Annotated in this window: 12 protein-coding genes; 11 read left to right on the forward strand and 1 reads right to left on the reverse strand. The window is 50.5% G+C overall.

The annotated features are described in order from the left end of the window. The first annotated feature begins 63 nt into the window (after nt 1–63). Both AAC007_RS13470 and fba read left to right on the forward strand, forming a co-directional pair. The gene (locus AAC007_RS13470) at nt 64–1233 is read left to right on the forward strand and encodes a phosphoglycerate kinase (protein ID WP_295874581.1); all 1170 of its coding nucleotides are present in this window, start codon (nt 64–66) and stop codon (nt 1231–1233) included. Nucleotides 1234–1324: 91 nt separating this feature from the next. Next, nucleotides 1325–2389, forward strand: coding sequence for a class II fructose-bisphosphate aldolase (gene fba / locus AAC007_RS13475; RefSeq protein WP_295874579.1), 1065 nt, complete (start codon nt 1325–1327; stop codon nt 2387–2389). Nucleotides 2390–2912: 523 nt separating this feature from the next. On the opposite strand, the gene AAC007_RS13480 is transcribed toward fba, so the two are convergent. Next, nucleotides 2913–3593: an OmpW family outer membrane protein gene (locus AAC007_RS13480; protein WP_295874575.1), complete on the reverse strand. Its 681-nt coding sequence runs from the start codon at nt 3591–3593 to the stop codon at nt 2913–2915. A gap of 474 nt (nt 3594–4067) precedes the next feature. Here AAC007_RS13480 and AAC007_RS13485 point away from each other — a divergent pair, with 474 nt between their 5' ends. The 9 genes from AAC007_RS13485 to AAC007_RS13525 all read left to right on the forward strand — a co-directional run bounded on the left by AAC007_RS13485 (nt 4068) and on the right by AAC007_RS13525 (nt 15306). Then, nucleotides 4068–5513 (forward strand): coniferyl aldehyde dehydrogenase, encoded by a 1446-nt coding sequence (locus AAC007_RS13485; RefSeq protein ID WP_339677454.1) that lies wholly within the window; start codon nt 4068–4070, stop codon nt 5511–5513. 329 nt (nt 5514–5842) lie between these two features. Next, a complete protein-coding gene (locus tag AAC007_RS13490) occupies nt 5843–6424 on the forward strand; it encodes a hypothetical protein (RefSeq protein ID WP_295874569.1) in 582 nt (193 codons plus the stop codon). After that, nucleotides 6421–6882 carry a (2Fe-2S)-binding protein gene (locus tag AAC007_RS13495; RefSeq protein ID WP_339677457.1) on the forward strand — a complete coding sequence of 154 codons (462 nt, stop codon included), beginning with the start codon at nt 6421–6423 and terminating at the stop codon, nt 6880–6882. The genes AAC007_RS13490 and AAC007_RS13495 overlap by 4 nt, the downstream gene beginning before the upstream one ends. Then, the gene (locus AAC007_RS13500; RefSeq protein ID WP_339677459.1) at nt 6879–9119 is read left to right on the forward strand and encodes a molybdopterin cofactor-binding domain-containing protein; all 2241 of its coding nucleotides are present in this window, start codon (nt 6879–6881) and stop codon (nt 9117–9119) included. Before AAC007_RS13495 ends, AAC007_RS13500 begins: the two co-directional genes overlap by 4 nt. 223 nt (nt 9120–9342) lie before the next feature. Then, a complete protein-coding gene (locus AAC007_RS13505) occupies nt 9343–9954 on the forward strand; it encodes a hypothetical protein (protein WP_339677461.1) in 612 nt (203 codons plus the stop codon). 682 nt (nt 9955–10636) lie between these two features. Beyond that, nucleotides 10637–11143, forward strand: a complete 507-nt coding sequence (locus AAC007_RS13510; protein ID WP_339677463.1) for a spore coat U domain-containing protein — start codon at nt 10637–10639, stop codon at nt 11141–11143. Nucleotides 11144–11166: 23 nt separating this feature from the next. Further along, nucleotides 11167–11955 carry a fimbria/pilus periplasmic chaperone gene (locus tag AAC007_RS13515; protein ID WP_339677465.1) on the forward strand — a complete coding sequence of 263 codons (789 nt, stop codon included), beginning with the start codon at nt 11167–11169 and terminating at the stop codon, nt 11953–11955. After that, nucleotides 11906–14299: a fimbria/pilus outer membrane usher protein gene (locus tag AAC007_RS13520; RefSeq protein ID WP_339677467.1), complete on the forward strand. Its 2394-nt coding sequence runs from the start codon at nt 11906–11908 to the stop codon at nt 14297–14299. Before AAC007_RS13515 ends, AAC007_RS13520 begins: the two co-directional genes overlap by 50 nt. After that, nucleotides 14296–15306: a spore coat protein U domain-containing protein gene (locus AAC007_RS13525; RefSeq protein ID WP_339677468.1), complete on the forward strand. Its 1011-nt coding sequence runs from the start codon at nt 14296–14298 to the stop codon at nt 15304–15306. The genes AAC007_RS13520 and AAC007_RS13525 overlap by 4 nt, the downstream gene beginning before the upstream one ends. Nucleotides 15307–15402 lie beyond the last annotated feature (96 nt).

The following is a 15402-nucleotide window of genomic DNA, read 5'->3' on the forward strand; positions in this document are numbered from 1 at the left end:
TAATATTGAACAAGCCGCGATGGCTTATTTGAACAGTGACTCTCGAAGAACAGGGAATAGAACATGGCAGTAATTAAAATGCAGGATTTGGATCTGGCCGGTAAGCGCGTACTGATTCGAGAAGATCTGAATGTGCCTATCAGCGAAGGCAAAGTAAGTTCAGATGCCCGCCTGCGTGCGGCATTGCCCACCTTGAAGTTGGCGCTCGAAGCCGGCGCGAAAGTGATAGTGATGTCTCATCTTGGCCGTCCGACAGAAGGCGAGTTTGACGCGCAGTACTCTCTCAAGCCCGTTGCGGATTATTTAAGTGAGGCACTCGGCACACCAGTAGCCTTACTAGATGATTGGCAGAATGGCGTATCGCTAGAAAATGGCCAGCTCGCTCTGCTGGAAAACGTGCGTTTCAATGTTGGTGAGAAAAAAGACGCCGACGATCTGGCAAAAGCCTATGCGGCGCTGTGCGATGTGTTTGTGATGGACGCCTTCGGCACGGCGCATCGCGCGCAAGCCTCAACCCACGGCGTGGCCAAATACGCGCCGATAGCCTGCGCTGGTCCTTTGCTGGCTAGTGAGTTAGAGAATTTAGAGCGCGCCTTGGCAAATCCCGCGCGTCCCTTTGTCGCCATCGTCGGCGGTTCAAAGGTATCGACCAAATTAGAAGTGCTCGAAACCCTGTCAGACAAAGTTGACCAGCTGGTGGTTGGTGGCGGTATCGCTAATACCTTCCTCGCGGCGGCTGGCTACAATGTGGGCAAATCGTTGTATGAAGAAGATCTGATTCCCAAGGCAAAAGCCCTGATGGAAAAGTGCCATATCCCGATTCCGACGGACGTGATAACAGGTAAGAAATTCGATCCAAAAGAGCCTGCGACCTTGCGTCCGGTTGAAAATGTCGGTGATGACGATATGATTTTTGATATCGGCCCCGTGTCGTCTGCCTGCCTTGCCGAAATACTGAAACAAGCTGGCACTATCATCTGGAATGGCCCGGTTGGCGTATTTGAGTTTGATCAATTTGCCGATGGCACCGAAGACATTGCTCGCGCTATTGCAGAATCCAGCGCATTTTCCATTGCCGGTGGTGGTGATACCCTAGCTGCTGTCGATAAGTTTGGTATAGCCGATCAAGTGTCGTACATCTCCACTGGCGGCGGTGCATTTTTGGAATATGTAGAAGGTAAAGTATTGCCTGCGGTAGCGATCTTAGAAGAGCGGGCTGGTGGGGCTGTCTGACGTCTGGCGTCGGACGCGAACTGTTCGTCGGACTTCAGACTTCTGACCTCCGACCAAACGAATTATTAATGAGTTTAAAAGGAAATCACTAATGGCACTTATCAGTCTGCGTCAAATGTTGGATCACGCCGCCGAATACGGTTATGGCGTACCGGCATTTAATGTAAACAATTTAGAGCAAACCCGCGCCATTATGGAGGCGGCTCGCGAAACCAATAGTCCCGTCATCATGCAGGCTTCTGCTGGCGCGCGAAAATACGCGGGCGCCCCTTTCCTGCGCCATATGATTTTGGCGGCGATTGAAGAATTCCCTGAAATCCCGGTGGTTATGCACCAGGATCACGGCACTAGCCCTGCAATTTGTCAGCGCTCTATGCAGCTGGGCTTTAGCTCGGTCATGATGGACGGGTCTTTATTAGAAGACGGTAAAACACCGGCTGAGTATGACTACAACGTCGATGTGACTCGCAAAGTGGTTGATATGGCGCACGCCTGCGGCGTATCGGTTGAAGGTGAGTTGGGATGCCTAGGTTCGCTTGAAACCGGTCAAGCTGGCGAAGAAGATGGCGTCGGCGCCGAAGGTATATTGTCTCACGACCAAATGCTGACCGATCCAGAAGAGGCGGCAGACTTTGTTGCTAAAACCGGTGTAGATGCCTTGGCAATTGCCTGTGGCACTAGCCACGGCGCTTACAAATTTACCCGTCCGCCTACAGGCGATATTTTGGCAATTGACCGTATCAAAGCGATTCACGCACGTATTCCAGATACCCATTTGGTTATGCACGGTAGTTCTAGTGTGCCTCAGGATTGGCTGGCGATTATTAATGAGTACGGCGGTAAAATTCCTGAAACGTATGGCGTGCCGGTTGAGCAAATTGCCGAGGGTATTAAATACGGTGTGCGTAAAGTAAATATCGATACCGATTTGCGTTTGGCATCGACCGGTGCGATTCGTCGCTTCCTAGCGCAAAACCCAAGTGAATTTGATCCGCGCAAATATCTGCAAGAAACTATTAAAGAAATGAAGGCGATTTGCGTTGCTCGCTATGAAGCCTTCGGTACCGCGGGTAATGCCTCTAAGATTAAACCGATGAGTTTAGAAGCCATGTATATGGAATATGACTCAGGCCGTTTAAATCCAAAAATAAAGTAATACTTTTGGGTGTGGCCGTAAGGGAAAGACCTTGCGGCCGCACCCAAGCACTTCCTCTTAAAATTCCGCATTTATTCCATTCTGTATTTTATTAAATTAATAATTCCTCCTCATTTATAAATAAACCAGTAGATTTTTTCGGCCATTGTGTGCATTTAAAAAGCTGGCGAGTTGATAGAGTTCCAGGTGTCAATGGTAAATAAAATAACTAAAGTCTGGCTCGAAGAGCTTAAAGAGACTTGGCGAATACCTGAAGGTGACGTGGAAACAGGCGAGTGGATTTTTTGATTTGATTCGGTTTTCGGGATCATCGATGTGCGCTAAAACTGCTGGCCCGTTATAAGCATTTATCTTCGTGATGAAAAAATAATAGGTGGCCGTCTTTAATGCATTAAATTAAATGGCGATACCAATAAGTACTGGTAATAAAAAGTAGGTCGCGGTGTTATTTATGACTAAGAATGAAAAAAATAAACACCTCTACTCAATTTGTGGAGGTGTTTGGCTTCTGTGGTTGATATTCCTAGAATACATAACCTACTGATAGGGTGTATACGTAGGGGTCAATATCAACATTGACGTCAATTCTGTCTCCATTGCTGAGACTAATGGTGGCGTCTGTTTCAATATCAATTTTTCGTACGGACGCGTTTACCAGCCATTGCTTATTCACTTTGTAGTCGACACCGACTTGGACAGCAAGGCCAATTGAATCGTCCATTTTCATTTTAGTAGCGCCAAGCCCAGACTTTAATGAGTCACTGGGTTCCGCGTCAAAAAATACGGTGTAGTTAATACCGGCACCCAGGTAAGGCATAAATGCCGAACCGGTATCGACGTAGTACACCGCGCTTAAGGTTGGTGGTAGCTGTTTGCCTTCGCCAACGTCTAGCCCGGCTATATCCCCCGTACCGTTTACCTTATGTTTAAAGGGGGTTGCCGCAAGTAATTCTACTCCCCACTGTTTGCTTATCATGTACTGAATGTTTAGGCCTAGTTGTTCATTGTCGTCTACGTCGACACCGCTGTTGGCGCCGAGCGCCGCACCATTGTCGCCGTTAACACTAACAGCGGAGCTAGAGGCGTCAGGGGCGACCTGTGTTACCCCTGCGCGAACTATCCAATCTCCCGCTTCATAAGCTAGCGCGGAAAAGGACAGGCTCGCTCCCGTCAAAACACAGGCTGCTGCTTTTAACATTTTCATCACGGTTCTCCATTTTTCCAAATTGCTTTTCTCTTGTCTGCTTATTAGACGACTAATCTTGAGTTCAGAATTTGATTTACAACAAGAAAAGTGCGGTTTGTATTTTAATTCTGCGAGATATCTGGGTGGCGTTTGTTTGATTCCCGTGCATGCGAATTGTTGGTCACATTAGGTGACGGAGAAACCGCGCTGGCGAATTGGGTGCTTCATAAGCAGGGTAAACACCGGTGGCAGATTTTGAGCTCAGGTATTTACTTATAGCGTGATTGGCTGTTGAGGGCTGGACTTCTGCGCTTGCGGCTATTTCCGCTCTGAATACGTTTAAGGAAAAAGTGTGAAATCAGCGCGCTTACGCTATTAACTTGAATGGTTACACCTAATACATTGAGAGGTGTATGATGGAATTACTCGGTTTGGGTGTAAATCCGGCTTTTAAAATAAACATAATTGAGATCTGGAATAGGAGAACAGGGCATGAATAGCAGTGTTGAGATAGCAGATAGTACTGAACAGGCTTCAATTTTACAGCAGGCTTTTGATGCCCAGCGCAAGGCCTATCTAGCTGATCCGGTGCCGGATTATGCGCAGCGCAAGCAAGACCTGCTGACCCTGAAACGTATGATCAATGAAAACCGCGACGCGATTATTGCTGCAATATCAGAGGATTACGGCAATCGTTCGCGCCACGAAAGCTTGTTCGCTGAAATTATCACTGTTACTGACGGCATCAATGGCATTATCAAAAAGATGAAGGGCTGGATGAAGGTTCAGCGCCGTCACGTTGATCAGATGATGTTTCCCGGCGGTAAAAATAGAGTGATTCCCCAGCCGCTAGGTGTAGTTGGTCTCATCATTCCGTGGAATTTTCCTATCAATCTTAGTATGACTCAGATCACCGCAGCCTTTGCGGCGGGCAACCGCGCTATGGTGAAGATGTCTGAAAATTCTATTGCCCTGACTCGCTTGTTAACGTCGATAGTGCCGAATTATTTTCCGCCTGAGAAGTTAGTGTTCTTTGAGGAAACGGGACAAGTCGGGATTGAATTTTCGACACTGCCTTTTGATTTATTAGTGTTTACCGGCTCTGGTCAAACTGGCCGCGCGGTTATGGCGGCGGCCGCAAAGAATTTAACACCTGTGGTGCTGGAGCTAGGTGGTAAGGCGCCGGCCATTGTCGATCCAGATTATCCTTTGGAAAAAGCCGTAGACCGTATTCTATTTATTAAGCAGTTTAATGCGGGGCAAATCTGTACCAACGTTGATTATGTGTTTGTTCATCAATCTAAAATTGAAGAGTTTGTCAGCGCATCGCAGGCGTGGGTGAAAAAGCACTGTCCCGATATTAATAGCCAGGATTACACGTCTATTATTGATGGCCGTTCTTTGCAGCGACTGGAAGGCACCCTGGAAGATGCGCGCAGCAAAGGTGCACGGGTAATTAATTTACACGGCGAGCAGGGCAGCGATCCTGCCACGCGCAAAATGCCGCTGCATTTGATCCTCGATACCACCGCGGATATGAATATTCGCAGCCGAGAAACCTTTGGCCCCTTGTTGTTGGTGATGGGCTACGATCAGCCAAATGAGGTGATTGACTATATCAACGCCAATGATCGTCCCTTGGCGATTTATCCATTTACCAATAAGCGCGCTTTGCAAGATCAATATATTGAGCGCGTAATGTCCGGTGGTGTGACGGTTAACGATGCGCTTTTTCATGTTGCACAGCACGATATTCCCTTCGGCGGAGTTGGCCCAAGTGGCATGGGGCATTACCACGGCTATGAAGGGTTTGTGACGTTTTCGAAATTGCGGCCAATTTACTATCAGCCGTCGTTTTCGCCGATGACATTATTGCGCCCACCCTACGGTAAATTCGCGACATCGTTTTATAACTTTTTAGTGAAGTTTAAAAGCTGATCATCATCTGTGCTTATTGATTTGCATAGTCTTTGAGCCTGTGAATATCAAGTGAAATGCTAGAAGAGCTAAGGGTCTAGGTCCGAGTTTTTTCTATGTTTTGTGCAAGGCCCCTTCGTGGGGCCTTTATCAATGTGGGGAAAGTGCCGACCCTGTGTTTATGGAAAGCGCTGGGCGTGTGAGGGAGCGCGTTATTAATGGCCGGGATCCTGGCCAGTAGCGATTGAATTAAGCTTAACAAATCGTCATTAAAAGTGGTCGCTTAAGTGAGATATATAATCAACACTGGTGTACTATAGTGGCTGTTGATTGTTTGTAGAGCACTGGCTATGACCCGACGTAAATCTAAAATAATTGTCGGCGGTGTAGTGATATTACTCGCCGTTTTCGCCGCCATCTGGTTTTTTGTTATGCCTCCGCCGCCTGGGCCGGCGGTGACCCTTCCTGGTATTTCATATTCCGTTGCTGAGTCTGAAATTGGCGCGCTGTTGGATTACGACGAAGCAAAACAAGTCCTTGATCGCCATATTCCGGGGATCGCAGAGATTCGCCAAATTGCTGTGGCACGGCCTTTGACCTTGCTTGATATTCAGCCGTTTTATCCGGATATGATTACCGCCGAAAAGCTGGCGGCAATAGACGCTGAGTTGCTTGAGTTGAAAGGGTCAAGCGTGGTTGTTTACACCACGAGCTCCACCTTGGTTGGGGTCATACTCGATGACCCGGAAGCGCGGGCTATCGTCGATAAATATTTACCGGGTTTTTCCACCGAGCCGCGTATAGATCAGGGCCGCGGCTTTACGCTGGCATTCATGCAAAAGTTTGATTCCAAAACAATAACAGATGAAAAGCTGGCAGCGATCAATGCTGATTTTGAGGCGCTGGCTAAATCGAGGGCGGGATTGAAATGACGACTATTAAATTTACAGTCAATGGGCAAGCCCAGTCGCTCGAAATTGACCCAACGACACCGTTGCTGTGGACTCTGCGTGACCATTTGCAGATGACCGGCACAAAGTTTGGCTGTGGCATTGGCATGTGCGGTGCCTGCACCGTTCATTTGAATGGCAACGCTACCCGCTCATGTTTAATCCCCGTGCAGGCAGTGGACGGCGCTGACATTGCAACCATTGAGGGTTTGTCTGAATCTGGCGACCACATATTGCAAAGATTGTGGGTGGAGTTAAACGTGCCGCAATGCGGTTATTGCCAGTCTGGTGTCTTAATGGCGGCGGCCGATTTGCTCAAGCGCATACCCAATCCGAGCGATGAGGAGATTGATGCCAATATCTCTAATATTTGTCGCTGTGGCACCTACCCTCGTATTCGCGAAGGTATCCGCCGCGCAGCGCAGGAGATGGGGGCATGAGCCAGATGAAAATGTCGCGGAGAAAATTCCTAATCACGAGCGCTACGGTGGCGGGTGGGCTGTCACTGCAGCTGGTCCCAATTGATTCTATGGCGGCGTCCGAAAGCGGCAAAGCCGGTGGTAAGAGCGGCAGCGAACTGTCGCCGTGGTTGACCATTCACGCAGATGACACGGTCATTGTCACCGTACCAACACCGGAAATTGGCAATGGTGCATCTACCCAGCAGGCCATGAATATTGCCGAAGAGCTTGAGTGTGACTGGCAATATGTCAAAGTCGAGTTTGCCTCTTTTAGCCGCGAGTATAAGCAACCTGGCAGTTACGCGGTTGGTCTGCAGCCGTTTTTCGGTGGCCACAGTACCGATCATGATCGTATGCCTTACACGATGCAGTTGGGTGCCAGTGCACGGGAGCGACTTAAGCTGGCGGCGGCTAAGCGTTGGGATGTGCCGATAGCGGAAATTGAAGCCCGCAACAGTGTCCTTACTCACCTGCCCAGTGGTCGTAAATTGCGTTTTGGTGAAGTGGCAGCGGAAGCTGGGAGTGTAGAACTTGAGGCGGAACCTTCCTTAAAGCCACAGAGTGAATGGAGGCTGCTGGGTAAGACCAAGCCCCATAAAGTACAGCTGCCCAAGGTGGTTAATGGCAGTGCCGAATACGGTGTAGACGTCACGCGGCCGGGGATGGTCTATGCGGCTTTGCGGCAATCTCCGGTGCACGGCGGCCTACTAAAAAGCCATGATCCTGAAGCCGTGCTGTCTATGCCGGGTGTTCGCGCGGTCGTGGTGATTGACCCTTCCGCAACCCCAGGTTCACCGGTTGACGCGAGTCCTACCTTTGGTTTTGAAGGGTCAGAGTGTCGCAGTGGTGTGGCGGTAATTGCAGACCATTACTGGCAGGCGAAGAAGGCCTTAGATGCGCTACCGATGGAGTGGGATGATGGCCTCGGCGCGTTTTGGAGCTCCGACGAGAAAATCCATGAGCGTCAGGATCGGGTTCTCGAGCGCTGGGCTGGCGTGCCGTTGACTAAGTCGGGGAATGTCGCTGCGGTAAAGACGGCGAAAACCGTAGAGGCGACCTACCGAACTCCGTTCTGCGAACATGCAACCATGGAGCCGCTTAATGGCACTGCCTTGTATACCAAAGACAGCCTGGAGCTGTGGCATTCAACACAGGATATGCAGCAGGCATTTTGGGTTGCGGTTGACGAGTCTGGTATACATCCAGATCACGTAACTATCCATCAAACCATGGTTGGCGGCGGATTTGGTCGCCGCGTTATCGGCGACGATGTCCGCGCCGTGGTCGCTGTTGCGCGTCAGTATCCCGACGTGCCGGTTAAGGTTATTTGGTCGAGGGAAGAAACAACCCAGCAGGGCGCATACCGAACTCAGCTCGCTGCGCGTTTCCGGGCTGGGCTCAATGAGCAAGGGATGCCCGAATCTTTGGAAGGCGAGACCTGCTTTAGCGGTATGGCCTTGAATCTCGGCTTTACCGATATGGCGTATGCGTTTAGCGGCGCGATACCCAATGTGCGTCTTGCGGCCAGCAATTTGCCTATGCATATCGCGACTGGCGCTTATCGCGCTCCTTGTTACAACGCCCATGCTTTTACCGTCGAAACGTTTATTGATGAATGTGCGGTGGCTGGCGGTATTGATCCGCTAGAGTATCGCCTGAAATTATTGGCAGATTGGGACCCCGCTTGGTCACATTGCCTAAAGTTGGCGGCGGAGCGAGCTGGTTGGGGCAAGCCTTTGCCGAAAGGGCAGGGGCGCGGCATCGCCATTAGCAATTGGCCTCATTCAGGAGAAAAGCAGGCTGGTGCCACGGTGTGTGCGGTCGCTCATGTCGAGGTTAGCCAAGAGGGCAAGCTGACCGTGCATAGCATTGATTTTACCTTTGACTGCGGTCGTACCGTCAATTTGGATGCCGTGCTTGCCCAGCTGGAGGGAGGAATTATTTTCGGGCTCAACATGTCTCTCAATGAAGGATTAACCATCGTGGATGGCGCCGTAGTCGAGAGCAATTTTGACCGCTACCCCATGCTCAAGATGGCAGATATCCCCGAAATTAATATTCATCTAGAGGCATTATCTGGCCATGATCGCTTTGCCATCATAGGCGAGGCACCAGTCGGGCCTATCGGGCCAGCTATTGGCAATGCAATCTATCAAGCGATTGGTAAGCGAGTGCGCAGCACGCCGTTTCGCAAGCAGGATCTGAGCTGGTCATAAGGGGCTTGCCATAGCGTGGGCCGGCGCGACGTCGGCCCCTCCACTTTAGAATACTCTCCGAAACCCACCGCCCTTCGGCGCGGTGGTCTTTGTGCGTTGCTATACGCTGAAAAAGATCTGTTCTTATCAGGTTTCTGTAGATATTGATTGCGAAGTCAATTTTGGGGGTGTTGCTGTGGAAAAACACCGCAAACCCGACTCAGGGCTGTAAATAGGGGGATGTATGAGAGTTCTATTGATGGCATTGCTGGCTAGTTGGTTTGGGGTGTCGGCACAGGCAGAAAACCAAAACGTATTAACAGTGAAAGACATGGTTGAGTTGACCCGCTATGAGCAAGTGGGAGCGGGTAGAGACACGGTATTGCGCGGCATGAGCATTACTAAGCGCATTCCGAGGGGCTGGGTCGACGACTTCAGCGAGCGCTATCTCCGCACCATTGTTGATGACGACGGTGTAACGCGCCACCAGGTGTTACTAGAAATGCAATACGTTGGCGGCTGGCGCTACTATCGGGCGGCGACCCTGGCTGATGGCCAGCAACTGCGTTTCAAGGCCGAAGAACGCAAGTTTTCCCGTTGCTCCAGCGCCTTTCTTAAGTGCGATCAGCGCGAAATTGTTACCGCGGATTTAAGTCGTGAACAATTAAAAGAGGCGATGAATAAAGGCTTAGTGGTGTACTTCGAAGCCAAGAAACCTGGGCGCGATACGGTAGCTCGGTTTCCCGCGGCTTATGTTTTAGCCTATCTGATTAAGTTAGATGGTGACGACTCGGTCTTGCCGGCCGGCGATGGCGTGGAAACATCCAACATAGTCGCCGTAAATGCTAGTCGATAATACAGCACACAGCTATTCGATGTGCTCTGTCGAATAACTGTGTTGCGTCCTACCGCGTAAAATTTCTGCTGAAGATCGTGTTGCCTACGGCAAGTTCGCGCCAGAAGCAGCGCCCTTGTCGATGCTTTAGGGCTTCTAGCGTAGGTAAAAAATTGTAGAGTCTGTGCTTTATCATCCACAGTTCGAAGCGCTGCAGTTCGAGCTTCAGGAAATCCACGAATATCGACACTCGCTAGCATTAGCGTGCGCTCGTCCCAAATGTCTTGTGATAATAAGGTTATTTTATTTCGACAATAAAGTAGCAGCAATTGTAGTGGCGGCTCAGCTTGAGTGTGGTAGTACGTTTTGCAATTCAGATTTTAAGGTTTAAGAAAGTACCTCGCGACGAAATCGCGAGCGATCCATATTTTTACTAAATAAAAAATGTGTCCGGAGAAAATATTTTTAGTAATTAAATAACATTTTTAATGCGATCTTTAGCCTCATAAAATTTGTGGTGTCTAAGGACAGGCCTCAAATTTTGCGAGTATTTGTTAATTTTTAAGGCCTCTGAGACCTGTTTTTTCATGATTTTTTACTGCGCTAAAGCGAAGCTTTGGTCAGTACAATTACTAGCTATAGGTGATTCTTGGAAAGCATATACTCAAATTCCACAGGATTTTATATTAAAGAGTATGTAGAAATGACTATTCAACGAAACTACCTATATGGATTACTGGTTGCCACGCTGACATGGTCGGGTAGCTTATTCGCTCAAACAAGCATACCTTTTGATGTCACGATTACCATCGAAGACAGTTGTGAACTGACTACTCCGGCCACGGACATGGGCTTTGGTACCGTTCAGTTGCTCAACACTAATTACACGGCGACGTCGACGGTGTCTGTTACGTGTACCGACGATGCAGCTTACGACTTAGAGCTGGATCAAGGCGGCAACGATGATGGCACGACTCGTCGCATGGCCGACGCTGGGGTTACTAACTTTGTTAGTTACCGCCTTTACAGTGATGATGGGCACAGTACATTGTGGGGCGATGGTGCCACCTTTGGCAGTGTAAACGCGGGCACCGGTACAGGCATTGAGCAGGATATAACAGTGTATGGGCGCGTTGAGTCAGGTGACAACGCTACTACGCCACCCGCTGGTGCTTATTCTGATACAGTGACGGTTAGCGTTACATTCTAAAAAATTGTTGTGGCCCCTACTTTATGCGCCGTTTACTGTCTGCCTTATGGTCCTCGTTGCGGCTACATCACTTCTTAGGGCTGTTTCTGGCTCTGACAATTCTTCCAGCATTTGCTGCCGGTTTAGGCGTTGCGCCCACGTTATTGGAGTTTGCACCCAATGAGGTGGCTAAGGGTTTGACCCTGCGCAATACCGGCACCACCGCGCTCCGCGCACAGGTGCGTATTTTTATGTGGCAACAGCAGGATGGAAAAGAGGTGCTTACCCCTTCTACTGCACTGGTAGCCAGTCCGCCATTTTTAAATATCGCTCCGGGCGGTAAACAGGTGTTGCGGGTTATTCAGCGCGGCGACGCAGGCTTAGGCGCGGTTTCAGGTGAGCGCAGTTTCCGTATTTTAATAGATGAATTACCTGCGGCGTCAGTCGATGATTTGGGTGTCGGCGGTAAACTCGGCGCGCAGCCAGGGCTTAATTTTTTACTGCGTTTTTCTGTTCCAGCATTTATAGAATCCCCTTTTGGTGAGACTGCCGCCAAACTTAATTTGCGCTTGCAAAATACCGAGGCGGGCGTGAAATTAACGACGGAAAATACCGGTAGCGGCCGCGCCCAGATTACGAACCTCGCGTTATTGAGCAGCGAAGGTCGCGTTGTCTATGAACATAAAGGCCTAGTAGGATACTTACTGGCGGGGAGTTCGCGGATTTGGACTTTTAATTTGCCCAGTAGCGCGGCAACAGCGACGGAAATAAGGATGCAGGTCAATGGTCAGCCCACGCGGCACCCTCTGGCGCCAGCTGACCTTACTGATTAGCTGTGCGTTAGCATCGGTTTGGGCTAACGCTGACTTTCCTTCTGTCGCGACTCCCGAGTCGACAACTAATGGCAGTATTATGCTTCTTGATGGCCCCGTTATGCCGGGTAGCCAAGAGTCACTTTATCTTGAAGTGTTTCTCAATATGGTGCCCACCAGATATATCCTGCAGGTGATGTCACACAATGGCGCGTTTTATGTAGAACCCCTGCACCTCGTCGCAATTGGGATAGTCTTGACCAATCCGTCGGATGACCAGTATCTAGCGTTAGACGCTATCCCCGATCTTACATACCGCTACGACGTACTTCAGCAGCAATTGCACCTGACGGCTGCGCCGCATCTACTCAGTATGAGCGTGCAAGCTTATCGCAGAGATAGCAATCGCACCCCTCATGCACAGGCTAGTCTCGGCGCTTTATTCAATTACGATATGTACACGACGGTAGATGAGCGGGGGGAGTACGATCTCGCGGCAAGCACTGCAATGCGCGCCTTTGTCGATAATCAGGTCGTTGAAACTACCGGTTTATTAAGGACAAACAGTCGAGATGGCGATGACGATTACACTCGTCTAGATACTCACTGGACCTGGTCGTCGCAGGACGATCTACTCACTGTCACCGCGGGGGACTTTATTAGTGGCGGCTTGTCGTGGAGCCGTGCGACGCGACTAGGTGGCTTGCAATTGCGGCGTAATTTTTCCCTCCAGCCAGATTTAGTTGTTCAGCCGCTGCCCGCATTTTTCGGCGAAGCGGCGCTGCCATCGCAAGTCGAGCTTTATGTAGAGGGGCTGCGCCAATACAGCGGGGAGGTTTTACCAGGCGCTTATCGCATTGATAGCGCGCCAACGATTAGCGGTTTGAGCCAAGCGCAAATGGTGCTAACCGATGCCCTTGGCCGCACTACGGTGCAGGACTTTTCTTTTTACAGTTCCCCTCGCTTATTGCAGCGCGGCCTCAGTGATTTTTCTTTGGAGGCGGGTAGTGTTCGCCAGCTATATGGTACGGACTCGTTTAGTTATCGCGATCACCCAGTTGCAAGTAGCAGCGTGCGTTATGGTCTCAGCGATACCCTCACGCTAGAAACACACGGGGAAGCTGATGAGCAGCTCGTGGCTGGTGGTCTTGGGGCCTTATTTACCTTGGGTGAAGCGGGCCTGTTTAGCGGCGCATTGGCGCGCAGTGTGGGCCACCAGGCTGACGGCTGGCAGCGTACCTTGGGATATAATTGGAGTCGTCTCGGTGTCACCGTCGATTACAGTTTGCAACGCAGCTTTGGCAGTTACCGCGATATTGCCTCTAATGACGGCCGCCCACCGCCCCAGCGTACCGAACGATTGTTACTCGGGGTAGGTTCCAGTGCTAGTGGTCGAGTATCGCTAAACTACAGCCGCCTAGATACCTTGGAAGAAGGACGTTTTAGAAGTATTGGCGCAAGCTACAGCCGCCGCCTTTTGGGAGGCGTCACACTGTTTGTTAACGCGGCGCGCGAGCTCGACAACGGCGAAAGTTACAGCCTGTATGCCGGCCTGTCAGTGTCGCTCGGTGGTCGCGTCAATGGCGGTGTTTCTGCCAGCCACAATCGCGATGGCGCCAAGCAACAGGCTGCCTATCTCCGTCGCGGGGTGTCTGCCGACGGCGGTACTGGTTGGGGCTTGCAAATGCAACGTACAGGTGAGGTTGATTACGTCCAAGCAGATGCACTTTACCGAGGTGATTACGCTCAGGTTGGCGGTGGGTTTCGCTCGTTACCCAGTGGTGATTCAGCCTTCGGTGACCTAAGTGGCTCATTCATTTGGATGGCCGACGCGCCGCAAAGTATTTTCCCCGCCCGTGAGGTCAGCGACAGTTTTGCATTGGTCTCCACTAACGGCATTGCCGACGTGCCAGTAAATTTAGAAAATCGCCCAATTGGTCGCACTAATAAACAGGGTTATTATTTGTTGACGGGTTTGGGTGCATACCGTGGCAATCAGGTCTCCATAGATCCCTTGCAATTGCCAAGTAACATTCAATTCGACAAGCAATCTGTACTAGCAGTGCCAGCAGAGCGAGCGGGGCTGCGGGTTGATTTCGGTATGCGCCGAGTACGTGCCGTCTTACTCACCCTTCATAATAGCGATGGCCAAGTAATTCCTCTTGGCAGCCGTTTGCTGCAGGACGGAAACACCCTCGCGATTGTGGGGCACGATGGCCAAGCATATGTGGAGGTTTTGCCCACGCACAACCCTGTTATCGTAGAGCTGCAAGGGGGTGACAGTTGTGTTGTAGACATAATCATGCCGAAGCAAATAGATGGTATTTCCGCCATTGGACCATTGATCTGTCGAGAGCAACCATGACGACGCGTTACTTAAGCAAAGTGTTGCTAACAATGCTTTTAGCTATGCCGGCAGCTGCTCAGGCATCAACGAGCTGCACTGCGAGCATGACTAATGTTAGCTTTGGTGCCAGTGACCCATTCACTGGTTGGGGCGGTGTGACGGCGACTCTCAATTACCAATGCAATACCGGCGGCTTAGCTTTGCTCGCAACGGCGCGGGTAAGGCTCTGTTTCAGTATTGGGGTTGGCGCTCAAGGCTCAGGGGTTACCATCGTGCCAAGACGAATGACCAGTGGGGGCAACGAGCTGCAGTTCAATCTCTATCGGGATTCCGCGCGCACAGTGGTTTGGCCTAATACCATATCGGGGATGGATAAATACGAGGTTGATCTGCAGTATTCGGTACCGGTATTGGGCGGTTCTGGAAGTGGCAGCATTACTGTTTATGGTGACATCATTTCTGCTCAAAACACAGCTATCCCAGGGAGTTACAGTAACAACTTTTCGAATGTTGTTGATGCACTCATGTCCTTTCGAGCCAATGAGGCGGTGGTCGGTACGCCATTATGGCCTACTAGCTGCACTAGTGGTGGTACATTTAGCGGGACTGGCAGTTTTCCCTTCGTCGCTAGCGCCACCGTCGAGGCGAGCTGCAATCCGGTGTTTTCTGTTCAAAACATAAGCTTTGGCACCCAAGGCGTTCTCAGCGCCAATATAGACACCACGGCTATTGTCGCGCCGCAATGCACCAACACCACCCCGTATCAGATCGGGCTAGACAACGGCCAGAATGCGAGCGGTAGCACCCGTCGTATGCACAATGGCGCCGGCAAATATGTAAGCTATGAGTTATATCGAGATGTCGCTCGAAGCCAGCGCTGGGGTGATACCCTCAACAGCGACACGCTTGCCGATACCGGCACGGGTAGTGCCCAGGCGCAAAGTATTTATGCTCGCACAGCACCACAGATCACACCGTCTCAAGGTAGCTATAGCGATACGGTAACCGTGACGATTTATTATTAAAAACACTACCGCAAAGGCGTCTCAAGGTAGTTCAGAAAATGCTCTAGCTTGCTGATATGTAGCGCTGACTCGCTGCTACGAACGAGTGGGTGCGGA

The sequence above is a fragment of the uncultured Zhongshania sp. genome (assembly GCF_963975605.1).
GTDB lineage: Bacteria > Pseudomonadota > Gammaproteobacteria > Pseudomonadales > Spongiibacteraceae > Spongiibacter > Spongiibacter aquimaris.